The following is a 23738-nucleotide window of genomic DNA, read 5'->3' as shown; positions in this document are numbered from 1 at the left end:
TCAGCGCCCGCCCGTCAGGTCGCGGGCGTAGCCCTGGGTGCGGAAGCCGACCACCAGGCGTACCCCCATGAACAGGCCGACGACGCCGAGCATGACGGCGGTGACCAGCGGCTCCGGCTGGATCACGAGGACGAGGAGCCCGATCAGAGCCACGTTCGCGATCAGGGCGAGCAGCTCGCGACCGAGGGTCGCGGAGGGGGTGAAGGCCATCAGGTCCATCAGGACTGAACGCTCAGGGGCAGGGGCAGGGGCAGGGGCAGGGGCAGGGGACGAGGCAGAGGGCTGTGTCGATGTCATGCCCCTACTCTTCCGAGAAGCGCCTGCCTCCAGTAGGGCGCCACCTCACGGGCTGGGATGGGAACCTCATCGACCACCCATGAGAAATGTCAGACGAGAACCCCTGTGTGGTTCGGGGATCAGCCCTGAGCGTGACCCCGTCCACACGCGGACCTGCAAGTCTGTGACCTTTGTTTCGCCATATGACGTGATGCTTCGATGCATCCGGTCGCGGGTGCTGTACTGCCCTGGTGATCACTCTCGACAGCCTCACGAAGGTCTTCCCCGCACCCGGCGGCGGAGACCCCGTCGTCGCGCTCGACGGTATCGACCTCCATCTGGAGCCGGGCCGCGTGCATGGCATCGTCGGTCGCTCCGGCGCCGGGAAGTCCACCCTCATCCGCTGCCTGACCGGGCTGGAGAAGCCCAGCTCGGGGCGCGTCGAGGTGGACGGCACCGACATCGCCGCGCTGGAGGGTGCCGCCCTGCGCACCGCCCGCCGGAACATCGGCATGGTCTTCCAGCACGCGAACCTCCTGGACTCCCGCACCGCCGCCCAGAACATCGCCCACCCGCTCGAGATCGCGGGCGTCCCCCGTGCGCAGCGTCAGCGGCGCGTGGCCGAGCTGGTCGAGCTGGTGGGGCTCACCGGGCGCGAGCATAACCATCCCGCGCAGCTCTCCGGCGGGCAGATCCAGCGCGTCGGCATCGCCCGCGGGCTGGCCGCTGAGCCGAAGGTGCTGCTGTGCGACGAGCCCACCAGCGCCCTCGACGGCTCCACCACCCGCCAGATCCTGCGCCTGATCAGCGACCTGCGTGAGCGCCTCGGCATCACCGTCGTGATCATCACCCACGAGATGGGGGTGGTGCGCGAGGTCTGCGACACCGTCACCCTGCTCCAGGACGGACGGATCACCCAGACCGGCGACCTGCTCGACGTCGCCGCAGATCCCCACGGTCCGCTGAGCGCCGAGCTGATCCCGCTGCCCCCGGCACCCACCGGCATCGATGCCCTGGTGGTGAACTGCGACTATGGGAACTCCGAGCGCTTCCACACCACCGACGACCTGATCCGGCTCGCCGAGACCTACGAGGCCGAGGCGACGCTCGTCGCGGGCACGATCGAGACCATCGGCGGCCGCCAGGTGGGCCGCGTGCAGCTCGCGCTGCGCAACCGCTCCGGTGCCGCGATCAGCGCCGAGGGGCTCGCCGCCTTCCTCGCCGAGCTCGAGGCGGCCGGCGTGGTCGCCAAGGAGGTGACCGCATGATCGAGATCCTGCAGGAGTGGCTGTCGAACCCGCTGCTGACCCGCTGGGACGGCGGCCCCTGGCAGGCCACCCTGGTCACTCTCTACATGACCGTCGTGACCATGCTGCTCACGGTGCTGCTGGGCCTGCCGCTGGGCATCGCCCTGTTCGAGACCGAGGGGTCGACGTCACCGCTGGTGCGCACGTTCAACCAGGTCGTCGGCTTCGTGGTGAACGTGCTGCGCTCGTTCCCGTTCTTCATCCTGATCATCGCGCTGATCCCGGTCACCGCAGCGATCACCGGGCGCTCGACCGGCCCGAACGCGGCGATGATCGCCCTGACCATCGCTGCGGTGCCCTTCGCCGCCCGGCTGTTCGAGCTGAACCTGCGGGAGATCCCCGCCGGGAAGATCGAGGCGGTGCGGATGATGGGCGCGAGCCGCTGGCAGGTGATCCGCCAGGTGCTGATCCCTGAAGCGCTGCCCGGCATCATCGGCTCGATCACCACCACCACGATCGCCGTCATCGGCTACACCGCCATGGCCGGCTCCGTGAACTCCGGCGGTCTCGGCCAGCTCGCGTACAACCGCGGTTACACCGGCTATCAGACCGAGATGATCATCGTGACCGTCATCCTGCTGGTCGCCATCGTGATCCTGGTGCAGCTGCTCGGCTCCCGCCTCGCCCGCGGGGTCGACCATCGCGCCCGCACCGTCTGACCCGCACCACCCCATCGCCACCCCCCACCCCATCGTCCTTTGGAGGACCCCGCCATGAGCACCATCTCCCGCCGCACCCTGTTCGCCTCCGGCGCCGGCCTGGCCGCCCTCACCCTCGCCGCCTGCGGCGGGGAGGAGGAGGCGCCGCTGACCGAGGAGAGCGGCACCACCACGATCCGCATCGCCGCGACCCCGCTGCCCCACATGGAGATCCTGACCTTCGTCAAGGACAACCTCGCCGCGGACGCGGGCCTCGAGCTCGACCTGCAGGAGCAGACCGAGTACCCGATCCCGAACCGCCTGCTCAGCGAGGGCGAGGTGGACGCGAACTTCTTCCAGCACCTGCCCTACCTCGAGACCGAGATCGCGGAGAACGGCTACGAGCTGACCCCCTTCGAGGGCGTGCATATCGAGCCGCTCGGCATCTTCTCCGAGTCGCTCACCAGCCTTGAGGAGATCGAGGAGGGCGCTGCTGTCGGCGTCCCGAACGACCCCACCAACCGCGGCCGCGCCCTCGCGCTGCTCGCCGCCGAGGGCCTGCTGGCGCTCATGGACGGGATCGAGCCGACCGAGGCGACGGTCGACGACATCGCCGAGAACCCCAAGAACCTCGAGTTCCAGGAGATCGACGCGGCGCTGCTGCCCCGTACTCTCGGCGACTACGCGATCGCCGTGATCAACGGCAACTACGCCCTCGAGGCGGATCTCAGCCCCGCCGAGGATGCCCTCGCCCTCGAGTCCGGCGAGGAGAACCCGTACGCGAACATGCTGGTGGTCCGCACCGAGGACGTCGAGAACGCGGCGCTGAAGAAGCTCGACGAGCTGCTCCACTCCGAGGACGTGCGCGCCTTCATCGAGGAGACCTACTCCGGCGCCGTGATCCCCGCCTTCTGAGCGGACGAGGGACGGCCGCTAGCCTGAGGAGATGACCTCTCAGGATCTCTCCCGTCCCCTCGCCGGCCGCAGCGCCCTGATCACCGGCGCGAGCCGCGGGATCGGCGCGGATATCGCCCGTGCTTTCGCGGCCGCCGGCGCCGACCTGGTCCTCAGCGCCCGCGACGCGGCCTCGCTCGAGGCGCCGGCCGCGCGGCTGGCCGAGGAGCACGGGATCCGCACCGCGGTGCTCGCCGCGGACCTCGCGGACCCGGAGGTCCCCGACCGTCTCTGGGCAGAGGCCTCGGCGCTGATGGAGGGCCTGGACGTGCTGGTCAACAACGCCGGCCTCTCCCACCCGGAGACGGTCCAGGCGCTGGATACCGCGCACTTCGATGAAACCCTCCGCGTGAACCTGCGGGCCCCCGCCCTGCTCGCCGCCCGAGCCGGGGCGGCAATGGCAGCCTCCGGCGGCGGCGCGATCATCACGATCGCCTCCGCCGCCGCGCTGCGTCCCCTGGTCGAGCACTATGCCTATTCGACCGCCAAGGCGGGCCTCGTCATGGCGACCCGCACCCTCGCCCTCGAGCTCGGCGAGCACGGGGTGCGCGCGAACTCCATCTGCCCCACCGTGGTGCTCACCGACATGGGGCAGACGGTGTGGGGTGGGCAGCCGGCCAAGGCCGCGCCGATGCTCGCCCGCATCCCGCTCTCCCGTTTCGCGCGGCCCCGCGAGGTCTCCGACGTCGCGGTCTGGCTCGCCTCCGACGCCGCCTCGATGATCAACGGCGCGGAGATCCCGGTCGACGGCGGATACCTGGTCAGCTGACGGCGGCTGCTCGTCCGGCTCAGATCAGCTCGGTCGCCCCCAGCTGATCCAGCAGCCAGGCGAGCTCGTCCGCGCGCTGCTCCCACTTGCGGTAGCGACCGGAGCGGCCGCCGTGCCCGGCGACCATCTCGCAGCGGAACAGGATCGGCCGCTCCGCCTGGTCGGAGGTGACGGTCTCGCGCAGGCGCGCCACCCACTTCGCGGGCTCCACGAAGAAGACCCGGGTGTCGTTCAGCGAGGTCGAGGCGAAGATCGCCGGGTACTCCACCGCGCGGATGTTCTCGTACGGTGTGTACCCCTTCATGTAGGCGTACACCTCCGGATCGTGCAGCGGGTCGCCCCACTCCTCCCATTCGCCCACGGTCAGCGGCAACGAGGGATCCAGGATCGTGGTCAGCGCGTCGACGAAGGGCACGCCCGCGATGATCGCGCGGAAGCGCTCCGGAGCGAGGTTCGCGATACTGCCCATGAGCAGGCCCCCCGCGCTGCGCCCCTCGGCGGAGAGCCGGCCCACAGCCACCAGGCCCGAGTCGGTCAGGTGCTTCGCGGCGGCGACGAAGTCGCTGAAGGAGTTCTTCTTCTCGAGCAGCTTGCCGTGCTCGTACCAGTCGCGGCCCATCTCGCCGCCTCCGCGCACATGCGCGATCGCGATGACCACCCCGCGGTCCAGCAGGGAGAGACGCGTGGGGACGAACGACGGGTCGATCGAGACCTCATAGGAGCCGTAGCCGTACAGGTAGCCCGGGGCGGTGCCGTCGACGGGGACATCCCGGCGCGCCACCACGCTGAGCGGGATCGCGGTGCCGTCCTCGGCGCGGGCCCATTCGCGGCGCTCGACGTACAGCGAGGGGTCGTAGTGGGGCACCGGGGTGACCCGCAGGACGATGCTCTCACCACTGGCGAGGTCCCGCTCGGCGACCGTGGTGGGGGTGAGCATGCTGGTGAGCTGATAGCGCACCGTGCGCTGGTCCCAGTTGGGGTTCGCGTCCAGCTCGACGGTGTCCAGCTCTCCGCCGTGGGTGATGTCGGTGGCCTCGGCGACCAGCAGCGTGCCATCGGCCGCGCGGGGGATCAGCCGCACGCTCGCCAGACCACCGCTGCGCAGCTCGAGCGCGACGACGCTCGCGAAGGCCTCGACCGCGAGCAGCCGCTCGCCCTCGTCGGCGACCAGCAGCTCCTCCCAGCGCTCCGGCGCCTCCAGCGGCGCCTGGGCGAGCGCGAAGCCGCGATGGCCGTCGTTGTGCACGATCAGGAGCCGGTCGCCGGCGTGCTCGACGCCGTAGTCGACTCCGTCGCGGCGCCCACCGGCGGGCACCGGGGCCGCGGCCGGGTTCGTGAGATCCAGCAGCCAGGCCTCCGTGGTGGAGGTGGAACCGGCCTGGATCACCAGGGTCGAGCCGTCGCGTGAGCGGTCGAAGCCGATCATGAAGCGCTCATCGGGCTCCTCGATGACCAGCTGGTCCTCGCTCGCGTCGGAGCCGATCCGGTGCCGCCAGATCTGGTGCTGACGCCACGAGTCGTCCACCCGGGCGTAGAACAGCCACTGCTGATCGGTGGAGAAGGCGAGCCCGTAGCCGGCGCCCGTGACCGCCTCGTCGATGATCTCACCGGAGGCGAGGTCCTTGATCCGGAGCGTGAAGCGCTCATCTCCGGCGGTGTCGACCGCCGAGGCGTAGAGGGTGTGGTCGGGGGACGGGACCAGCCCGCCGAGCGAGTAGAACTCGGCTCCCGCGGCCTCGGCCTGCGCATCCAGCAGCACCTGCTCGCCCTCGAGCATCGTGCCCGCCTCGACCTGAGGCATCGTGCCGGTGTCGGCGACCCGGGTGAACCTCGGATAGTCGTCGCCCGCAGTGGTGCGGGTGATGTACCACCAGTCGTCGCGGCGCACCGGCACGCTGAGGTCGGTCTCCTGGGTGTGCCCGATGAACTCCTCCACCAGCGTCGCGCGCAGGCCCGCCAGGTGGGCGGTGCGGGCATCGGCGTAGGCGTTCTCCGCCTCGAGGTGGGCGATCACCTCGGGGTCGGTCTTCTCCCGCATCCACTCGTACGGATCTTCCACGGTGTCGCCGTGGAAGATCCGCTCGGTGGGTCGGTGGAGGGGAACGGGGGCAGAAACGGACGCGGTGGGGTGCTCCTTGGTCATTCCCCGAGGGTAACCGCGCCCAGCTGATCGAGGAGCCAGGCCACGCCCTCGACCCGGGGATCACCGGCGGAGCCCATGGTGGGGGTGGTGCGCAGCAGGATCGGGCGCTCCGTGAGGTCGGAGGTGACCCGCGCGCGCAGCTGTGCGATCCAGATCGCGGCGCAGGCCACAGGGGTGTTCGTCCCCTCCATCGCGGTCCAGGCGAAGACCGCCGGGTACTCGGTCTCGCGGATGTTCTCCGCAGGGCTGTACCCGCGCTGGGAACGGTAGGTCGCCTCATCACCCGCCGGATCGCCCCACTCCGCCCATTCCTCGAGCGTGAGCATCACGTCGGTGTCCAGCAGTGTCTCCAACGGGTCCACCAGGGGGGTGCCCGCCAGCACCGCGCGGAATCGCTTCGGGGCACGGTTCGCCGCTGCGCCCACCAGCAGGCCACCGGCGCCGGTGCCGACCGCGCCCAGCCTGCCCTCGGCCGCCCAACCGGTCGCGACGAGATGATCCGCGCACGCCACGAAGTCGTCGAAGGAGTTGGTCTTGCTCAGCCCTCGCCCCTGGCGGTGCCAGTTCGGGCCCAGCTCGCCGCCGCCGCGCACGTGCGCGACCGCGATGACGACGCCGCGGTCCGCGATCGCCAGCGACTCGAGCTGCAGGATCGGGTCGACCGCAGCGCCATAGGCCCCGTCGCCGTAGAGCAGGCAGGCAGCGGTGCCGTCGGTCGGGACGTCACGCCGCGCGAACAGCGAGATCGGCACCCGGGTGCCGTCGGCCGAGGTCGCCCACAGCTGTCGCTCGACATAGCGCGAGGCGTCGTGGCCGGGCACATCGGCGCGCAGCAGCTCGGTGCTGATGCCGGTGTCCAGATCGTGCTCGAGGATCGTGGGCGGGGTGAGGAAGCTGTCCAGCCGATAGCGCAGCGACCGCTGGTCCCAGTCCGGGGTGGGTTCCATGCGGACGGCGTCCAGCTCGCCGCGGCGTCCCACCACATGCATGCTCAGGATGTCGAGCGAGCCGTCGGCGCAGCGCGGGAGGATTCGCACCTCGGGCAGTCCGTTCCACCGCACCTGCAGGGCGACGAACCCGGCGAAGGCTTCGACGGACTCGAAGTGCTCGCCGGCGCGGGCGGTCAGCAGCGCCGGCCCGCGCGGCGGCTCCCCGGTGGTGCCCAGAGATGTCTGACGGAGCACGCTGTGGCGGCTCCCGGGCTCCTCAGTGATCACCAGCAGCCGGTCCCCGGCATGCTCGACCACGAGATGTGCATCCCGGACCCGCCCGATCACCGAGCGCGGCGGGGCGCAGGGAGCTGCGAGATCAACGAGCCATACCTCGCTGCCGGTCGGTGAGGAGGAGCGGATCAGCACTGCGGAGCCGTCTCTCGAGCGGGACATCGACAGGTCTGACCAGTGATCCTCGTCCTCGACCAGCACCGTGTCCTCGGTGAGCGAGGTGCCGATCCGGTGGCAGAGAACCTGATGGCGACGACCGAGGTCGTCGAGCCCGGTGTGCAGCAGGCTGCGGGAGTCGGCGGAGAACACGAGGTCGGGCCCGGCTCCGAGGATCGAACGGTCGACCTCCTCGCCGGTCTCGGCGTCGGTGACGATGACCCGGCAGCCGCCCAGCGCGACCTCGGCCCGGGCGATCAGCCGATGGTCGGGGGAGATCGCGATGCCGATCGTCCCCACGCAGCCCTCGATCAGGACCTTCTCTCCGTCGAGAAGCCTGCCGGGGGTGACCTCCGGGATCCCGGCGGGGCCGCGCAGGGCGGCATGGTCCCGGACCCGCGAGAAGGTCGCACCGTCGGCGGGATCCGCACGGTCGATGTACCACCAGCCGTCCAGCAGCACGGGAGCGGAGAGCTCGACGTGCGGCACCGGCTTTTCGGTGCGGGCAGTGAGCTCGCGGCGCAGCGCATCGAGGTGGGCGGTGCGCTGGTCCGTGTAGGCGTTCTCGGCGGCGTAGTGGTCGATGACCTCGGGGGAGCGGGAGTCCCGGAGCCAGCGATAGGGGATCGGGGTGATGTCCCCGAACAAAGTGCGTTCGAGGTTCTGAGGGACGGGAGCGGGTGGTGCGGAGGAGGGTCTTTCCGAAGGGGTGGGAGCAGAGCTTGTCGGAGAGACGGTGTGCTGAGTCATGGGGCGGCTTTCCTCTCGAGGCGACCGTTTCGTCGAACTGCGTCACCCCACGACCGTGTCGGTCACACGGATCGTGGTGTTGGTAATGTCAGGCGCCTTTCGCTGCTCAGGGGGCGCGGGAGCCGATGGCTCCGTCGCCGTACGGCACCGTGCAGGGTCGACCCCACCGCGAGTTCAGGTGCATGATGGAGGTCCCTGTCGCCATTGCGGCGGCTCGACGGTGAGCCGCCATGACTGAGCATGGGCAGGGGCGCTGCGACCGGTGGAGGTGCCGGTGATCGTCGATGACCACCGGGACAGCCGGAGAACCGCGCCTAGACCGGACTGCAAGATGCATAGTGCCCTGACCTTTCGATCGCTCAAACCTGAGAACTTGATGTGAGGTCCGTCATGAACGGTACGCTCAGGGTTTTAGCGGTTAGTAGGAAATGGTGAACGGGTGTCTGGATGATCAGGCGTCCCGTCGATGGCGAGCAGACCTGAACGCGGCAGCGGGCAGAAGAGAGTCGAGGAGGTGACGATGGGCGAGGGAGAACGCTTCGCCTCCGTGCTGCGCGAGTCGATCGAGCAGAGCGGCCTGTCGCTGACCGTGATCTCCCAGCGTCTGCGGGCCCGGCACCGCCCGGTGAGCGTCGCGACCCTGAGCAACTGGCAGTCCGGACGCAGCCTCCCTGGCGGAGAGCAGTCGCTCGGAGTGGTCGCGGCGCTCGAGGAGCTGCTGGGAAAATCGCCCGACGACCTCGCCGGCCTGGTGGGTGCACCGAGGCCGCGTGGACGATCCATCCAGCCCGCCAATTACGTGGGCAGAGGCAGCCGCCGGGAGGTGTTCCATCGAGCGCTCGAAGAACTGGGTTTCGAGACGCCGCAGCAGTACGCCCACGAACGGGTGTTCCAGCAGCACGTCGTCATCGACTCGTCACGGGAGGTGCAGCGGTTCGACTACCGGTTGACCGTGCGTGCGCTCGAGTCCGGGATCTGCCGCCTTCCCGTGGTGCACCTGCTCGAGCCCTCCGAGCCGAACAACTCCCCGGAGTTCATCCCCCTGGAGGGCTGCGCGGTGGGCAGGCGGGTGGCGTGGCCCGAGCACCGGGCCTACGGCGTGGAGCTGAAGGTGGAGGGTGTGCTCGACGCCGGCCAGGTGGCGACGCTCGCCTATCGCGTGGAGATGACGGCGAAAGCCACCGACCTGACCGCGGCGATGTACAGCGTGCCGCGCCGTGCGAACGATGTGCTCCTCGAGGTCGAGTTCCGGGGTGAGCGCAAGCCGCTGGTGTCCGAGCGGTATCGGCGCACGGAGTCCGGGGAGTCGGTGACGCCGGTGCGGCTGGATCGACGTGATCGGCTCCAGGTGAGCGATGCTCGTTTCGGTCCCGGCACCTTCGGCCTGCGCTGGGACTGGGGGGAGGACGACGAGGACGACGAGGACGAGGACTCCTGCTGAAGGCTCGTGCTGCCGGCGCTGCACGGTGCATGCCGGAGGGCTCGTCAGCGCGGGTGCCGACCGGTCGCTCCGGCAGGAGCTTCACACCTCGTCAGGACGCGGGCGGCGGCGTAGGGTGAGGGGAGTAGTCGCCCGGCCGCACAGGGAGGTGTGGGTCATGGCTCTGACCGGTTCGAACATCGTGGTGGGATATGACGACACCACCGCGGCGATGGCCGCCGTGCGCTGGGCCGCGGAGCTCGCGCAGAGCACCGGCTCCGGGGTGCGTCTCGTCCACGCCTGGTCCTGGCCGCTGCTCGGGCAGGGCATGCCCGGGATCCCCGTGATCGATCCGGCGGGGGCCCGCAACCAGGCCAGGCGCCTGCTCGATGATGCCGCGGAGAGGATCAGCGCGCAGTTCCCGAGTGTGCCGGTCGCCGCCGAGCTGCGGGCAGGGATGCCGCGTGAGGTGCTCGAAGAGATCTCCGGCACCACGGATCTGCTGGTGGTGGGCACCCGCGGTCTCGGTGCGGTGATGGGTGTGCTGCTGGGCTCGGTGAGCCGCGGCATCCTCCATGACGCCGGCTGCCCCGTGGTGGTGATCCGCTCCGACCAGTACCGGGCGGGCCCGGTGCTGGCCGCCTATGACGGCTCCGAGGCGGCGGGCGAGGCCGTCGATCTGGCTGCGGATCTCGCTGCGGTCTGGGGTTCCGTGCTCCGGGTCGTCCACGTCCAGGACGGAGGCCATGCCCCCTACGGCAGCGGGGCGGAGGCCTGGAGCGCAGGCAGCCGCTCACGAGGGATGCTCGACGAGGGCGCGGCGCGGGCGGCCGCACGGCACGGGGGGCTGGAGGTCCAGGCGCGGATGCTCGAGGATCGCACCGTGGCCGAAGGGCTGCTGTCCGCAGCGGATGGTGCCCGGATGCTGGTCCTCGGCCATCGCGGGCTGAGCCGGGGCCGGGTCGGCTCGACCGCGCAGGCGACCGTGCTGCACGCGACCGGCAATGTCACGGTGGTCCGCAGGCCCTCGGGCGAGTGATGTGACTCGCGTCTACGGTCGACGGGATTGAACGCGCGGCGTCGCGGTGGTTAAGCTGTCCGACGGTAGCGTGTCCGAGCGGCCGAAGGTGCATCACTCGAAATGATGTGTGGTTCATAGCCACCGCGGGTTCAAATCCCGCCGCTACCGCTCCTGACCTGGAGATATATCAGGTCGACGAAGGCCCCCGTCGGGATCCGACGGGGGCCTTCGTCATGTGCGGGAGGCGGCGGGGGCATTCGTGCTGTGTGCCGGCGCCGCGTCTCAGCCGTCCGCGAGTCTCAGCGGTCCCGGAACTCCTTGTCGAGATTGGTCTCCAGAAGGGAGGCGAGCGTCTCGAGGGCCTCCTCGGCGCCTTCGCCCTCGGCGCGGAGCGTGACCTCATCGCCGTGGTCGACGTTCAGCGTCAGCAGCATGAGGATGCTGGACGCCTTCACGGGTCCGGCATCCGCCGTCTCGATCGTGACGGCGACGGGCTGCTCGCTGGCGGACTGGGAGAAGATCGCCGCAGGGCGGGCATGGAGGCCGCTGGTGCTCGCGACCTTCACGGTACGTGCTGGCATCGGGGCGCCTTTCTCGACGTGGGACGACCCTCAGCGTAACGCCGCTCACCCTCCGCCGGTGACGCGCCCGAGGTTTGACTGCCGTTCACCAGATATTCGGACTGCCGGAGAGAAGCCTTACAGCTGAACAGAATCGATGCGGTCCGGGCGGCGTCCGTGCTTATCGTGGCGGAGAACCGTCAGGGGTGGCGGACAGCGCGCCGTGGAGAGCTCGTCGGGCATGCTCACCGGAAGCCGCCGACCACGCCGGGGGAGTCGTATCCCGACATCCCCGGCGGCGTGGTCTGGTCGCTGGTGGGTCCCAGGGCGCCGCGGCCGACGTCGGTGAGCTCGAACCAGGCGATCATGTCGGCACCTGGCGAGCGCCCCCCGATCGCTGTCCAGGTGGTGGCGATGTGCTCGATGATCTCCTGCAGCGGCAGGTCCCAGGGTGTGAAGCGGCCCGCAGTCACGAAGCCGGCCCGGACCTCCTCGCGGGCGATCAGCCGGGCCAGCAGCAGCGGCCCCCGCCGCTCGAACTCCGCATCATCCAGGGCCCCTGCATTCGCGAGGACGGCCACCACATGCCCGGGATGCAACCACTGCTCACGGCCCATCGCCAGCAGGCGCTCCTCGATGCCGCTGCGGGAGGAGGCGGCGTGCTCGGCGAGGGCGGCGGTGGTGGCGTGCATCGGCGGTCCGGCCGGGCGGTCGATGAGCTCGCCCTTCTCCTCAGCCTGGAGCCTCGCCCCGCGCGGCGCATCGAGCTGCCAGCGGGGGACGGTGCTCAGACGCAGCGGGCCCTGCGGATTCCGCAGAGTCAGCGTGAGGAGCCCGTCGCCGAGCAGCTCTGCGCCGTCGATGGTGGCCCCCACCAGGCGGGGGTCTCGCAGGCCGACGACGGCCGAGAGATCGCCATCCAGCGCGGGGCCGTCCAGCCGCTGGATCCGGGACTGCAGCACCCAGCCTCTGGCCGTGATGGTCCACGTGCCGCGGGAGGCGACACAGGTGTGGATGACCGTCTGTCCGCGCAAGCCGTCCAGCAGCGGGTGGCCCTGCGGCTGGAGGCGTCCGGTCAGGTCGGACAGGAAGGAGCGCATGGCCCCCATCCTGCCCCACTGTCTGCGGTCTCAGCTCGCTGCATCGGTGCAGGCCTCGTACATCTTCTCGGCGCTACTATGGACAGATGCCCAGCACGAGCGACCGCGCCCCGGATCCCCGACCGGCCCGCACCAGAGCCGCGATCTTCTCCGCCGCCCGAGACCTCACCTCCATGGACGGCGAGGTGACCGTCAATGCCCTCGCGAAGCGCGCCGGGGTCAGCCGGGCCGCGTTCTACAGCCACTTCTCCGGACTCGATGAGCTGATGGGCGCGATGTTCCAGCAGATGTTCGATGCCGCCTGGGCGCGCGGACGCGCGTTCGCCGTCGAGAAGCAGAACCAGCAGGACGCGGTGCAGTTCGGCTTCGGGATGTTCGTCGCCTATGTCGAGCGTCATCATGCGTTCCTGCGCGGCGCGCTGGACTGGAAGTTCTCCCACCGCACCTACATGATCCTGGTCGACAAGATGACGATGCTGCACGGGGAGGCCTTCGGCTACCTCGGCGATCAGGTGCCGGAGCGTCTGCGGACGGAGTCCACCGGCCGTTCCATCGCGGGCTCGGAGCTGGCACTGGCGGCACAGTGGCTGGTGGAGACCGAGCAGCAGGCCGCCGAGGGCGCGCCGCTCGACGCCACCTCCCTGCTGGAGAAGATCCTGACCTTCGCGCCCAGCTGGTACACGGGGATCGGCCCGGAGGATCCGATTGCGGCGGGGGAGCTGCTCGCACTGTGCCGCGCCGCCGGCGAGGCCGCCGAAGACTGAGCACCGACGACTGGGCGCCGTGCGCTCAAGGTCGAGGGCATCGAGGGCTGAGCCCCGCTCAGCAGTCGCTGACCAGGCGCAGCAGCACCCTTGCGCCGAAGCGCACCGCATCGACCGGCACCCGCTCGTCCACCCCGTGGAAGAGCGGGGCGAAGTCGAGGCCGGCGGGCAGCTGGAGCGGTGCGAAGCCGTAGCCGATGATCCCCAGGGCGCTCAGCGGCTTGTTGTCGGTGCCGGCGCTCAACGCATAGGGGAGAACCCGGGATCCCGGATCTTCGGCCTGGATGGCGGCGGTCATCGCATCGACCAGCGGTCCCTCGCGAGGGGAGTCGACGGAGACTCCGACGTGGTCGATGATCACCTCGACGTGCTCGCCGCTGAGCTCGTCCAGGAGCGCCAGCACGTCTTCCTGGTGGCCCGGGAGGAAGCGGCAGTCGAAGCCGGCTTCCGCGGTCTGCGGGATGACGTTGACCTTGTAGCCGCCCTCGAGCATGGTCAGGTTCGCGGAGTCGCGCAGGGTGCCCGAGACGAAGTGCCGTGCTCCGCCGGTCAGCGGCAGGAATGACTCGATGTCCGCCTCGTCCCAGCCCTGGCCGGTGATCTCGGTGATCCCGTCGAACAGGGCGCGCACGCTGGCGATGTACTCGACGGGGAAGTGGTGGGCGTCGATCGCAGTGATCGCACGGGCCAGGCGCACGATTGCGTTCTCGTCGTTGGGGACCGATCCGTGGCCGGCCCGGCCATGGGCGCGCAGCCGACCCCAGGCCAGGCCCTTCTCCGCCGTCTGGACCAGGTAGGCGCGCACGTCCTGGCCGTTCTCCTGCTCGGGGAGGGTGATCGAGTAACCGCCCACCTCGCTGATCGCCTCGGTCATGCCCTCGAACAGCTCGGGATGGTTCTCGACCAGCCACTGCGCACCCCACACGCTGCCGTTCTCCTCGTCGGCGAAGAAGGCGAACATCAGATCCCGGGGCGGAACCTGCCCGGTGCGGGCGAGGTGACGGGCGATCGCGAGGAGCATCGCGACCATGTCTTTCATGTCCACCGCGCCACGGCCGTAGATCATGCCGTCGATCAGCTCGGCGGCGAAGGGGTCCACCGACCAGTCCTCCGCCTTCGCAGGGACCACGTCGAGGTGGCCGTGGAGGATGAGGCCGCCGCGCGAGCGGTCCTCGCCCGGCATCGTCACGAGCACGCTGGGGCGGCCCGGAGCTGATTCGATGACCGTCGGCTCGAGCCCCACCTCACGCAGCGCCGCGACGACGTGGGCGGCCGCCTCGCTCTCGCCCTTGCCCCAGGTGGCGGGGTCGTTGCCTCCGAAGTTCGTGGTGTCGATGCGGATCAGCTCGCGGGTGAAGCGGACCGCCTCGTCCTGCAGCGTGAGGAGTTCATCGGCGGTGGGGGCGGCGATCGGCATGCCGGGGTCCTCCTGGGGTCGGGTGCTCCCACCGTACTCGGCGGCACGCGGACCCCGCGGAAGGGATCAGTCCTCGACGGGGGAGGGCACGGCTGCTCCTCCGACCGTGCCGACGGGGGAGGGCACGGCTGCTCCTCTGATTGTTTCGACGGACGTCTCGGTCCCGGCCGCCGAGGTCCGTACGATGGGGAGCTCACACCCACTCCTCCAGGAGGTGCCCCATGGTGCAGATCTTCACGTTTCGAGAACGGCTCGCCGCGCTCCCGGGCACGGTGCGCAAGCGCGCCGAGGCATCGGGCACCCGTGCGTCCCTGATCGCCGACGCGCGCGCGGTGGCGCCGGAGATCCCCCGCGATGCGGGTGCCGGTCATCTGGAGAGGGCCGCCCGTCGCCTGCTGCGCCGCGCTGCGCGGGATGAGTTCGCCCGGGAGGGCGTCTCCCGGCTGCGGCTGCCCGACGGGACCAGCAGGGTGGAGCTGCGCCAGGCCGATGTGCCGGGGGACGCCGCCTTCCATGCCTTTGTGGAGGATGTGCTGAGCGCCGTGGACATCGCCCCCAGCCCGCTCGAGCGCGATGATGCGGTGGCGCTGCGAGATGCGCGGGGCTCCTCCGATGCCTACGGGCTCTCGCCCGAGGTCGCCTCTGACCTCGCGTCGTTCCTGCTGGGCAGGGCCTTCACGCTGCAGGACGGCGCCGCTGCGCTCGAGGACTATCTCGACGAGCAGGCGGCACAGATCCGTGAGGACGTGCGCACCGCACTGGTGCGGCAGGTGCGGGTGCCGCTCGAGCTGAAAGTGGCCCGGGATCGGCACGTCCGGATCGAGAGCGGAGAGGCCGACGAGGACTTCGCCTCGCCGGCCGGCGGCCCCGGGGACGAGCACGCCACTGCCGAGGAGCGCGCCGACTTCAGCCGACGAGCTCGCTCGGCCTTCGAGTTCGCGCAGTCCGAGGCGGGACGTGCGGCCTTCGGGGTGCTGCGCTCGGGTGCGGAGCGCGCCGCGGGCAGGGCGTACGAGCGGTACGGCCACCGTGACCCGACGGGCGGGCAGCGGAAGCCGCCGGGTACCGGGTCGCAGACCCGGCCCCGTACGCCGCCCTCGGTCTGAGTCACCGCTCGCCGACGGGTCTCCTCCAGCAGCTGCGCCGTCTCTTTGCAGGTCAGAGCTGCGGGTCAGATGCCCTGCAGCTCAGAGACCGGCCTTCACCGTGAGCTGACGCTTGATCCGGGCGAGCATCCCGGCCATGCCGTTCAGCCGCAGCGGGCTGACCACCTCGGCCAGCCCCAGTGCACCGGTGACCGTCTCCGGGGTGTCGAGCACCTCGCCGACGCTGCGACCGTCCAGCGCCTCCGCCAGGATGGACGCGAAGCCGCGGGTGGTCGGCGCTTCCGGCGGGGCGGAAAAGAACAGGCGCGCGGTCGCCTCGCGCCCAGAACCCTCCACCTCTGTGATCAGGAAGATCGGTGACTGGCATTCCGGAACCGGCTCGAGCAGCTCGGGATGCTCGGCGTAGCGCTCAGGCAGCGCCGGCAGATCGTTCGAGAAGTCCAGCAGCAGCTGCAGCCGGTCCCGCCCGGTCAGGGCGTGGAAGTCCTCGGCGATCTCCGCGAAGGCGGACGGGAGGCCTGCGTCGGAGGCAGTGCCGGAGGTGGTGGTGCCGTCGGTCATCGCGTGGGGACCTCGCCCGGCTCGGTGCCCTGCGCGATCGGCAGGCGCACGCCGTTGCCCCACTCGGTCCAGGAGCCGTCGTAGTTGCGCACGTTCTCGAAGCCCAGCAGGTAGGTCAGCACGAACCAGCTGTGCGCCGAGCGCTCTCCGATGCGGCAGTACACGACCGTGGGGGTGGCGGTGTCGAAGCCGAGCTCACCCTGGTAGATCGCCTCGAGCTCGGCGCGCGACCTGAAGCGGCCGTCCTCGGCGGCGGCGCGAGCCCACGGCACGGAGCGCGCGGTGGGGATGTGCCCGCCGCGCACGGTCCCCTCCTGTGGGTAGTCCGGCATGTGGGTGCGCTCGCCGGAGTACTCCTGGGGTGAGCGCACATCGATCAACGGCCCTCCGAGGAAGTCCAGCACGTCCTCGCGGTAGGCGCGGATCGGGGCGTCCTCGCGCTCGACGACCGGATAACCGCTGGTCGGTGCGGGGCGGGCGTCGTCGGAAGTGGTCATCTCGCGGCCCTCGGCCTGCCAGGCCGCACGGCCGCCGTCGAGCAGGCGCACGTCGGCGTGACCGAACAGCTCGAAGACCCACAGGGCGTAGGCGGCCCACCAGTTGGACTTGTCGCCGTAGACCACCACTGTGGTCTCGCGCGTGATGCCGGAGGCGTCCATGAGCTTCGCGAAGCCCTCGCCGTCCACGTAGTCGCGGGTGACCGGATCGTTGAGGTCCAGGTGCCAGTCGACCTTCACCGCCCCGGGGATGTGGCCGGTCTCGTAGAGCAGCACATCCTCGTCCGATTCGACGATGACGAGTCCCTCGGGATGGCCGGCGGCGAGCTGATCGGCGAGCCACTGCGTGGTCACCAGCTTCTCGGGGTGGGCGTAATCCTGCAGAGCAGGGGTGGGATCAACAGGAACGGTCATCAGTTCACCTTTCGACGGTCGATGGCACGCGGCAGATAACCCCAGTCTGTCACCGGAGCGCGGGCAATGGCGCATCGGGCTCTTCGCCCTCGGCGGATTCACCGCCCCCTCGGTGGATTCACCACCGCCCTCGGCGCGCAGCCCTTCCCCGCCGCTCGGCAGACAGCCCGTCCCCCTTCCCCTGAGCCGCTCCGGCTCCTACGGTGGGCGCATGGAGAACCTGGACCAGGAACCCGTCATCCCCACACTCGATCTCACCGTGCTGGACTGCCCCGACGCGCTGCAGCTGGCAACCTTCTACGCGAAGCTGCTGGGCTGGCGGGTGGAGGAGGGCAGCGACGCCGACTGGGCGGAGCTGACTCCGCCGCAGGGGCGGATCTCGCACGACGAACCCGGCGGGCAGGCCTCCCTCGGCTTCCAGCGCATCGACGACTTCCAGCGTCCCAGCTGGCCCGCCGGGGCGCATCCCCAGCAGTTCCATCTCGACTTCGCGGTGAGTGACATCGACGCCGCCGAACCGCGCGTGCTGGCGCTCGGCGCGGTCGTCCACGATCATCAGCCCTCCGGTTCGGGCAGCTTCCGGGTCTACCTCGACCCGGCGGGCCATCCGTTCTGCCTCTGCCTCTCCGTCTGAGAGACCGCTCGCCGAGAAGCCGCTCCACCTCCGGACAGGGGGAGCGGCCCGGCGGGGCGATGACCGGGTGACGATGAACAGATCCGAGGAACCTGTTCCTGCCATGTTCACCGCGGCGCCCCCGGGTGGTGGCCGGGCACTCCTAGCGTGGGAGCGCTTCCACCCGCACCGCCCCTGAGGAGTCCCCGTGAGCGACACCGTCCAGACCTCCCGCCCTGAGAGTCTCGCCGCCACCCCCGGGAAGCGCCACCGCCTGGTGGTGCTCTCGGTCGACGCGATGAGCGATGTTGATGTCCCCTTCGCCCGCAGCCTGCCGAACTTCGCCCGCATCCTCTCCGGCGGCTGGGGCAGTGCCGAGGCGATCTACCCCACGGTGACCTACCCGAACCACACCTCGCAGACCACCGCCCGCACCGCCGAGGGGCACGGCATCTACGCCAACGAGAAGGTCTCCCCGGGAGTGCGGACGCCGGACTGGTTCTGGGACGCGCGCGACATCACCACCCCGACGATCTTCGATCTCGCGAAGGAGCAGGGCCTCACCACCGCCACCGTGGGCTGGCCGGTGACCGGCTGGTCGCCCTCGATCGACATCGCGGTGCCGGAGATCTGGAACCGCGGCGGCCTCGAGCCGACCCTCGCCGTGCTGCGGGCAGCCTCCACGCCCCGCGGTCGCGAGTACGTGGACCGCCACGCGGGGGAGATCAGCTGGGACCGCAAGCACGTCTTCGGCCGCTTCAACACCGCCGTCGCCACCGACATCCTCCGCACCGACCGACCCGACGTGCTGTTCGTGCACCTGGTCGACGTGGACTCCGCCCGCCACTCCACCGGCCGCTTCACCCCCGAGGTGAAAGCAGCCTTCGAACGGGTCGACAGGTGGATCGGCGAGATCTTCGCGGCCCTCGAGGAGGCCGGGATCGCGGAGGAGACCAACGTCGCGATCGTCTCCGATCACGGGCACGTCGAGGTGGGCCGATGCTTCCGCGGCAACAACCTGCTGGTCGAGCGCGGCTTCGTGAGGCTCGATGAGTCCGGAGAGGTCAGCAGCTGGGATGCCTGGGTGCACGGCTGCGGGCTCACCGGCCAGCTGCACCTGAACCCCGAGGCGGATGAGGTCACCCTCGAGAAGGTCCTCGCCCTGGTCGAAGAGTGGATCGACGATCCCGAGATCCCCGTCGCGGACTTCCACCCGCTGGCCGACATGACGAAGGACTACGGCTACTCGGGCCCCTTCCTCGGCGTGCTCGAGGGCACCAGCGGCACCAACTTCCAGAACCTCTGGGAGGGCCGCTCGCTGTACGGCCGCTTCGATGCGGACTACACCTTCCTGCTCTCCCAGCACGGTCACCTGCCCGAACAGGACATCCAGGCAGTGTTCGCGATGACCGGCCCCGATATCGCCGAGTGCGTGCGATTCACCCGCTGCACCGTGACCGATGAAGCGGCGACCTTCGCCCACCTGCTGGGCCTGGAGTTCCCCGAGGCCGACGGCGCCGTGGTCGGCGAGGTCCTGCGGGCCCGGGTCTGAGAGCCCAGTTCTGGGAGCTCAGCTCGCGTAGGCCTCGAAGGACTCGCGGATCTGATCCGGACCCGCATCGTCGGCGAGGAGGACCTGCAGGAGCAGGCGGGCCTGAGCCGGGGGCAGGAACCCTGCCATCAGCGCACCCGCGTCCAGCAGGTCCACCTCGCTGCCCGGATAGGCGTAGTGGTAGGTCGAGGTGCCGCCGGAGGCGATGCGGGTCGCGACGACCACGGGCGTGCCGGCGTCGAGCAGCCGGCGCAGGCGCGGCATGGCGGCGGGGGAGACGTGCCCCATCCCGACCCCGGCGATCACGAGCCCCGCGATGGATCGCGCCGGGACGTGGTCCAGCAGGGTGAGATCCTCGTCGAGGCCCGCGGTCAGGATCGGGACCGCAGGGAACCGGTTCGGGGGCACGCTCTCTGCCTGGGCCACCCGGGCGACGCGGTCGAAAGGTCGGTGCAGCAGGTGCAGGTCTCCCTCGTCGACCTTCGCGAACGGCCCTGACGGGCTGGAGGCGAAGGCGGAGACGGAGCGGGAGGATGCCTTGGTGGCCTGGTCCGCGAGATGTACGTGGCCGTCGAACACCACCAGCACGCCCCAGCCGCGGGCCGACGGGGCGGCCGCCGTGGCCACCGCGTCCCGCAGGTTCGCCGGACCATCCGCGCCCGGAGCGCTCGCCGGCCGCATCGCACCCGTCACCACCAGCGGTGCCTCGCGGTCCCAGTAGCGGTTCAGCACGAAGGCCGTCTCCTCGAGGGTGTCGGTGCCGTGGGTGAGCACGACCCCGTCCGCGCCCTCATCCACCGCACGCCGGGCGTGCTCGAGCACCTCTCGCAGGTGGCGCGGGCGCACATCGGAGGAGGAGACGTTCGCGATCTCTCGCGAGGTGAGGTCGACGCCGTCCATGTGCGTCCCGCGCAGGCGCTCCCCAGCGGCCGCGTCCGGGACGGCATGTCCGCCCTCGGAGTCCTGGGCCATGAAGATGGTGCCGCCGAGCGTGAGCAGGGTGATGGCGGACGCTGTCTGTCCATCCTGTGTCGCCTGCGCCTGCGCCTGCGCCTGCGCCGTGGGCCCGTGCTGCGTCGGCTGCCAGGGTTCCGACGTCCCGATCACGACAGCTCCGGCTCCTCGCCGAGGTAGAAGGCGGCGGTGCGTACCGAGGCCTTGCGGGCCGGCTTCTTGTCCACCCCGGTGGCGATGTGCGCCTCGAACCAGGCCTCCGCGGTGGCGCGGGTGAACTCCTCACCCTCCTCGGAGCCGGCGAAGTCCCCGAGCTGCGGGATCAGGTCCACCGACGGGTCCTGCAGGTGGAGAGCGAGCGCGTAGAGCGCCGCATCCCAGCCGAGACCGGTTGCCGCGGGGCCGAAGGTCTTCCAGTGGGCGTCCTCCGGGACGGTGTGACGGAGGGTGAAGCGGGAGCCGACCGGAGCTGCCTGCTCCTCGGCGTCTGCGGCCTGATCTGCCTCGTCGGCGCCTGCGGCCTGATCTGCCTGGGCGGTGTCCGCAGCAGTGTCCGCAGCGGCGTCCACGGGGGCGACCAGCAGCTCCAGCCGGGTGCTGCTCTTGCCGACCTCCCAGCTCAGCAGCAGGCGGGCGGGCTCTTCGACGGCGATCACGCTGCCGCGGGTCTCCATATCCGGAAGCGTGTAGCTGCCGCCCTCGACGACCTCGCCGCTGGCGCGACCGAACCACACCTCGAGGTGCGAGCAGATGGTGAGAGCGGACCACAGCTCCTCGGGGTGCACGGGGAAGGTCTGCTCGAGCGTGACGGTGTTTCCGTCCTCGGCGAGGGTGACGGTGCGGGTGACGGCGGTCAGCTGGCTGGAGGGTGTGGCGGTCATGGGGCTCCTTCGAGGGCGATGTATGGGACCCACTGTGTCAGCTCGGGCGGGTCAGGCAGGTCAGGTGGGGCGGACCGGTCAGGTGGGAATGCGGCGCAGTCGCACGATGACCTCGGCGTGCTCGGTGTGCGGGAACATGTCCACGAAGCGGCCCGCAGTGATGCGCAGCGAGGGCATGGCGGCGAGGTCGCTCGCCAGGGTGGTCGGGTTGCAGCTGGAGTAGAGGACGTCGCGTACGCCGGAGTCCTCGAGCCAGCCGGCCAGGCGCGGCCCCAGCCCGCGGCGGGGAGGGTTCACGATCACCATGTCGGGAGGGCCCTCAGGTCCGGCGGACTTCTCGATCGCCCAGTCGGTGGCATCCGCGGCGAGGAAGCTCGCCGCGATGCCCTGGGCCGAGGCAGCCTCGAGAGCCCCCTCGATGGCCTGTTCGGAGACTTCCACCCCGGTGACCCTGGCCGCCGGGGCGGCCAGCGCTGCATGCAGCGCGAATCCGCCCAGCCCGCAGTAGAGGTCCCAGAGCCGTGGAGTGTCCTCGTGTGCGGTCTCGCCGCGCGCGGCGTCACGTCCCGCACCCCGCTCCGCCACCCACTGCGCGACCCATTCCGCGGCCTGGCGGTAGAGCTTCCCGGCGACCTCGGTGTGGGTCTGCAGGAAGGATTGCGGGCGGGCGAACAGGGTGACGTCCCCGGTGCGCACGGCGATCGATGCGGCGCCGGCCAGCGGTATCTCCTGCTCGCCTTCGACCGCGGTGGTGTGGTCAGGATGGATGTTCGCGGAGACCGCGACCACTGAGGGGTGGGCCTCGAGCAGTCGGGGCAGATGCTCGCGGATCCGTGGAAGCGCCTGCTCGCTGCGCAGCACCAGACGCAGCACGTGCTCGCCGTCGGGCGACGCGGTCACCAGCACGTTCTTGATCTCTCCGCGGCGACGGGCGACGTCATAGGGAGGCACCTGCGCGCGGCGGATCAGGGCTTTGGCCCCTTCGAGCACCTCCTCGACCCCGTCCGGGTAGAGCGGGCAGTCGCAGAGGTCCACGCCCGCGGCCTGGCCCGGCAGGGTCAGTCGCGGCTCCTGGGCGGTCCCGGCCACGGCCATCTTCCCGCGCGCCCGGAACCCGGAGTCCGCACCGACCAGTGGGCCGTCCCACGCGGTGCCGGGGGAGAGGAATGGTGCGAGCAGCTGCTCGACCCGGTCGCGGCCCTCGGCGATCTGGCGGGGGCGGGGGAGGTCCAGGAGGGTGCAGGACCTGCACTCACCGGACTCGAAATGATGACACCGCACCCCTGGAGTCTACGAGGCCCAGGACGGCGGCTGCTGCCGGAGGGTTCGCCGCCGTCGGAGGCGCTTTCACGGTCGCCGCCTTCGGCTGTCGGACCCCTCCGCTACCGTCGCGGACGGGTCATGAGTGTCGGCTGCACGTCGTCGACAGAGGCCGCGCGGCAACCGGATCTGAGCTCGGAGCCCGTCGAGGAAGACCCGGCCGGAGAGCAGCCGCTCGTCCGCTCAGGGGTCCGTGAGGCCCACGTCGGAAGGCAGAGGACATGACCCTGGACCACGACCCGGTGGAGAGCGACCCCGTCGCAGCGAGCTGGCGCGACCAGCTGATCGAGCTGGACCTGCCGGGCGTCGGCCCGATCACCGCGAGCGCTGACCCGGGGCTGCTGGTCGACGCGCAGACCGCCGCGAACGACTCCGTGCAGGACTATGGGGAGGGCTCCGAGGAGGAGAGGGAGGAAGAGCTCCTCTACCGTCGGCGTCGCCCCACCGTCCCGCCCGCACCGCAGATCGTGCGGGCCACCCTGCGGGACCGGCGACCGCTCGAGCTCGCGCACTCCTGGCTGGTGGTGCCGGCGCTGGGGCCGGTGCTGCCCACCCTCAGCCCGGAGGGCACGATCGTGGCTGATCTCAGCGGCGGCCAGGCACCTTTCGAGGTGCGCGGGCAGTCGTCCGAGCAGCTCGCACGACCCAGCCGGGAAGGGGCCCGCGCCGGTGCCCCGGTCGAGGGCAGTGCCCGCGCGGTGCGCCCTGCCGCGCTGAGCTGGTTCCGGCGCCCCGCCGTGGCTGCCGCGCTGCGCCGTCGCGGCGGACCGGTCGCCCTCGGAGCACTCGTCGGGACCCGGCGGGACTGGTTCGAGCCCGCTGCCGCTGCGCGCGAGGACCTGCTCGCCTCCCACCCGGACCAGGCGCTCGAGAGCGCTCTGCTGATCGCCGTCGAGCAGGGACAGGGAGCGGTGCTGCGGATCGGGCCGGGAGGCCTGGACGTGATCCCCACCGGCGCGGACCCCCGCATCCCGGAGCTCGAGGGCCTGGATCTGATGGTCACGGCCCGGCCTGCGCAGTGCCCGCTGCAGGGACAGGACGGCGCAGGGCCCTGCCGGCCCCATGGTGGGCCCTGGATCCGGGCCGCGCATTCGGCGCAGGTGGACTGGGAGGCACGGCGCTCGCAGGCGCTCGCCGTCCAGAGCTGCGGGGTGTGCTTCGGCGAGGCGCTGCCGCCGGAACCGGATCAGCCGCCCGTCCCGCGGCTCTCCCATCGGACCCCGGTGGTCGAGATCAACCGGCTCCACCTGCGCGGCGGCGAGTTGGTGCGGATCGACCCGATCGTGCCTCCGCGCTGAGCGGCGGCCGCGGAGGGGTGCTCAGCGGGCTCGCTCAGCGACCG

The 23738-nt window shown here is 70.8% G+C and carries 22 protein-coding genes and 1 tRNA gene; 12 read left to right on the top strand and 11 right to left on the bottom strand.

Annotated elements, in window-relative coordinates; translation table 11 throughout:
- Nucleotides 1-297, bottom strand: a complete 297-nt coding sequence (locus Q0937_RS12970) for a hypothetical protein (protein ID WP_299304275.1) — start codon at nt 295-297, stop codon at nt 1-3.
- A 230-nt stretch (nt 298-527) separates the two neighbouring features.
- Here Q0937_RS12970 and Q0937_RS12965 point away from each other — a divergent pair, with 230 nt between their 5' ends.
- From Q0937_RS12965 to Q0937_RS12950, 4 genes are read left to right on the top strand one after another with little or no spacing between them, the layout of a single operon-like run.
- Nucleotides 528-1544 (top strand): methionine ABC transporter ATP-binding protein, encoded by a 1017-nt coding sequence (locus tag Q0937_RS12965; RefSeq protein WP_299304273.1) that lies wholly within the window; start codon nt 528-530, stop codon nt 1542-1544.
- Complete coding sequence (locus Q0937_RS12960; protein ID WP_299304271.1) at nt 1541-2242, top strand: methionine ABC transporter permease; 702 nt, start codon at nt 1541-1543, stop codon at nt 2240-2242. The genes Q0937_RS12965 and Q0937_RS12960 overlap by 4 nt, the downstream gene beginning before the upstream one ends.
- Nucleotides 2243-2296: 54 nt before the next feature.
- The gene (locus Q0937_RS12955; protein WP_299304269.1) at nt 2297-3136 is read left to right on the top strand and encodes a MetQ/NlpA family ABC transporter substrate-binding protein; all 840 of its coding nucleotides are present in this window, start codon (nt 2297-2299) and stop codon (nt 3134-3136) included.
- A 31-nt stretch (nt 3137-3167) separates the two neighbouring features.
- Nucleotides 3168-3944, top strand: a complete 777-nt coding sequence (locus Q0937_RS12950; RefSeq protein WP_299304267.1) for an SDR family NAD(P)-dependent oxidoreductase — start codon at nt 3168-3170, stop codon at nt 3942-3944.
- Nucleotides 3945-3963: 19 nt separating this feature from the next.
- Here the strand turns inward: Q0937_RS12950 and Q0937_RS12945 are convergent, their stop codons facing one another.
- Together Q0937_RS12945 and Q0937_RS12940 are read right to left on the bottom strand one after the other, a co-directional pair.
- Nucleotides 3964-6087 (bottom strand): S9 family peptidase, encoded by a 2124-nt coding sequence (locus Q0937_RS12945; RefSeq protein WP_299304265.1) that lies wholly within the window; start codon nt 6085-6087, stop codon nt 3964-3966.
- On the bottom strand, nt 6084-8216 hold the full coding sequence (locus Q0937_RS12940) for a prolyl oligopeptidase family serine peptidase (protein ID WP_299304263.1): 2133 nt from the start codon (nt 8214-8216) through the stop codon (nt 6084-6086). Before Q0937_RS12940 ends, Q0937_RS12945 begins: the two co-directional genes overlap by 4 nt.
- Nucleotides 8217-8736: 520 nt before the next feature.
- On the opposite strand from Q0937_RS12940, the gene Q0937_RS12935 reads away from it, so the two are divergent.
- The 3 genes from Q0937_RS12935 to Q0937_RS12925 all read left to right on the top strand — a co-directional run bounded on the left by Q0937_RS12935 (nt 8737) and on the right by Q0937_RS12925 (nt 10825).
- Nucleotides 8737-9657 carry a helix-turn-helix transcriptional regulator gene (locus Q0937_RS12935; RefSeq protein WP_299304261.1) on the top strand — a complete coding sequence of 307 codons (921 nt, stop codon included), beginning with the start codon at nt 8737-8739 and terminating at the stop codon, nt 9655-9657.
- A gap of 157 nt (nt 9658-9814) precedes the next feature.
- Complete coding sequence (locus tag Q0937_RS12930) at nt 9815-10675, top strand: universal stress protein (protein ID WP_299304259.1); 861 nt, start codon at nt 9815-9817, stop codon at nt 10673-10675.
- A 64-nt stretch (nt 10676-10739) separates the two neighbouring features.
- Nucleotides 10740-10825 (top strand) — tRNA-Ser (locus Q0937_RS12925).
- A gap of 131 nt (nt 10826-10956) precedes the next feature.
- Here Q0937_RS12925 and Q0937_RS12920 read toward each other — a convergent pair.
- On the bottom strand, nt 10957-11238 hold the full coding sequence (locus Q0937_RS12920; RefSeq protein ID WP_299304257.1) for an HPr family phosphocarrier protein: 282 nt from the start codon (nt 11236-11238) through the stop codon (nt 10957-10959).
- Nucleotides 11239-11462: 224 nt separating this feature from the next.
- Nucleotides 11463-12317, bottom strand: coding sequence for a hypothetical protein (locus tag Q0937_RS12915; RefSeq protein ID WP_299304255.1), 855 nt, complete (start codon nt 12315-12317; stop codon nt 11463-11465).
- A gap of 86 nt (nt 12318-12403) precedes the next feature.
- Between Q0937_RS12915 and Q0937_RS12910 the strand changes: the two genes are divergently transcribed.
- Nucleotides 12404-13081 carry a TetR/AcrR family transcriptional regulator gene (locus Q0937_RS12910; RefSeq protein ID WP_299304253.1) on the top strand — a complete coding sequence of 226 codons (678 nt, stop codon included), beginning with the start codon at nt 12404-12406 and terminating at the stop codon, nt 13079-13081.
- A gap of 58 nt (nt 13082-13139) precedes the next feature.
- Here the strand turns inward: Q0937_RS12910 and Q0937_RS12905 are convergent, their stop codons facing one another.
- Nucleotides 13140-14498 (bottom strand): M20/M25/M40 family metallo-hydrolase, encoded by a 1359-nt coding sequence (locus tag Q0937_RS12905; RefSeq protein WP_299304251.1) that lies wholly within the window; start codon nt 14496-14498, stop codon nt 13140-13142.
- Nucleotides 14499-14719: 221 nt separating this feature from the next.
- On the opposite strand from Q0937_RS12905, the gene Q0937_RS12900 reads away from it, so the two are divergent.
- Nucleotides 14720-15604, top strand: coding sequence for a hypothetical protein (locus Q0937_RS12900; protein WP_299304249.1), 885 nt, complete (start codon nt 14720-14722; stop codon nt 15602-15604).
- An 81-nt stretch (nt 15605-15685) separates the two neighbouring features.
- Here Q0937_RS12900 and Q0937_RS12895 read toward each other — a convergent pair whose 3' ends face one another.
- A complete protein-coding gene (locus tag Q0937_RS12895; protein WP_299304247.1) occupies nt 15686-16165 on the bottom strand; it encodes a SufE family protein in 480 nt (159 codons plus the stop codon).
- A complete protein-coding gene (locus Q0937_RS12890) occupies nt 16162-17076 on the bottom strand; it encodes a sulfurtransferase (RefSeq protein ID WP_299304245.1) in 915 nt (304 codons plus the stop codon). Before Q0937_RS12890 ends, Q0937_RS12895 begins: the two co-directional genes overlap by 4 nt.
- 211 nt (nt 17077-17287) lie before the next feature.
- Here Q0937_RS12890 and Q0937_RS12885 point away from each other — a divergent pair, with 211 nt between their 5' ends.
- Together Q0937_RS12885 and Q0937_RS12880 are read left to right on the top strand one after the other, a co-directional pair.
- Nucleotides 17288-17710, top strand: coding sequence for a VOC family protein (locus Q0937_RS12885; RefSeq protein ID WP_299304243.1), 423 nt, complete (start codon nt 17288-17290; stop codon nt 17708-17710).
- 187 nt (nt 17711-17897) lie between these two features.
- Nucleotides 17898-19241 (top strand): alkaline phosphatase family protein, encoded by a 1344-nt coding sequence (locus Q0937_RS12880; protein ID WP_299304241.1) that lies wholly within the window; start codon nt 17898-17900, stop codon nt 19239-19241.
- A gap of 18 nt (nt 19242-19259) precedes the next feature.
- Here the strand turns inward: Q0937_RS12880 and Q0937_RS12875 are convergent, their stop codons facing one another.
- The 3 genes from Q0937_RS12875 to Q0937_RS12865 form a co-directional block, all read right to left on the bottom strand.
- Entirely contained in the window at nt 19260-20348 is a 1089-nt protein-coding gene (locus tag Q0937_RS12875) for an asparaginase (RefSeq protein ID WP_299304239.1), read from the bottom strand.
- Nucleotides 20345-21076 carry an SRPBCC domain-containing protein gene (locus tag Q0937_RS12870; protein WP_299304238.1) on the bottom strand — a complete coding sequence of 244 codons (732 nt, stop codon included), beginning with the start codon at nt 21074-21076 and terminating at the stop codon, nt 20345-20347. The genes Q0937_RS12875 and Q0937_RS12870 overlap by 4 nt, the downstream gene beginning before the upstream one ends.
- A gap of 78 nt (nt 21077-21154) precedes the next feature.
- Nucleotides 21155-22357: a methyltransferase domain-containing protein gene (locus Q0937_RS12865; RefSeq protein WP_299304236.1), complete on the bottom strand. Its 1203-nt coding sequence runs from the start codon at nt 22355-22357 to the stop codon at nt 21155-21157.
- A gap of 260 nt (nt 22358-22617) precedes the next feature.
- Between Q0937_RS12865 and Q0937_RS12860 the strand changes: the two genes are divergently transcribed.
- Complete coding sequence (locus Q0937_RS12860; RefSeq protein ID WP_299304234.1) at nt 22618-23694, top strand: hypothetical protein; 1077 nt, start codon at nt 22618-22620, stop codon at nt 23692-23694.
- The last annotated feature ends 44 nt before the right edge of the window (nt 23695-23738 follow it).

The sequence above is a fragment of the uncultured Brachybacterium sp. genome (assembly GCF_947500705.1).
Taxonomy (GTDB): domain Bacteria; phylum Actinomycetota; class Actinomycetes; order Actinomycetales; family Dermabacteraceae; genus Brachybacterium.
This window is presented reverse-complemented; position numbering and strand designations above follow the sequence as displayed.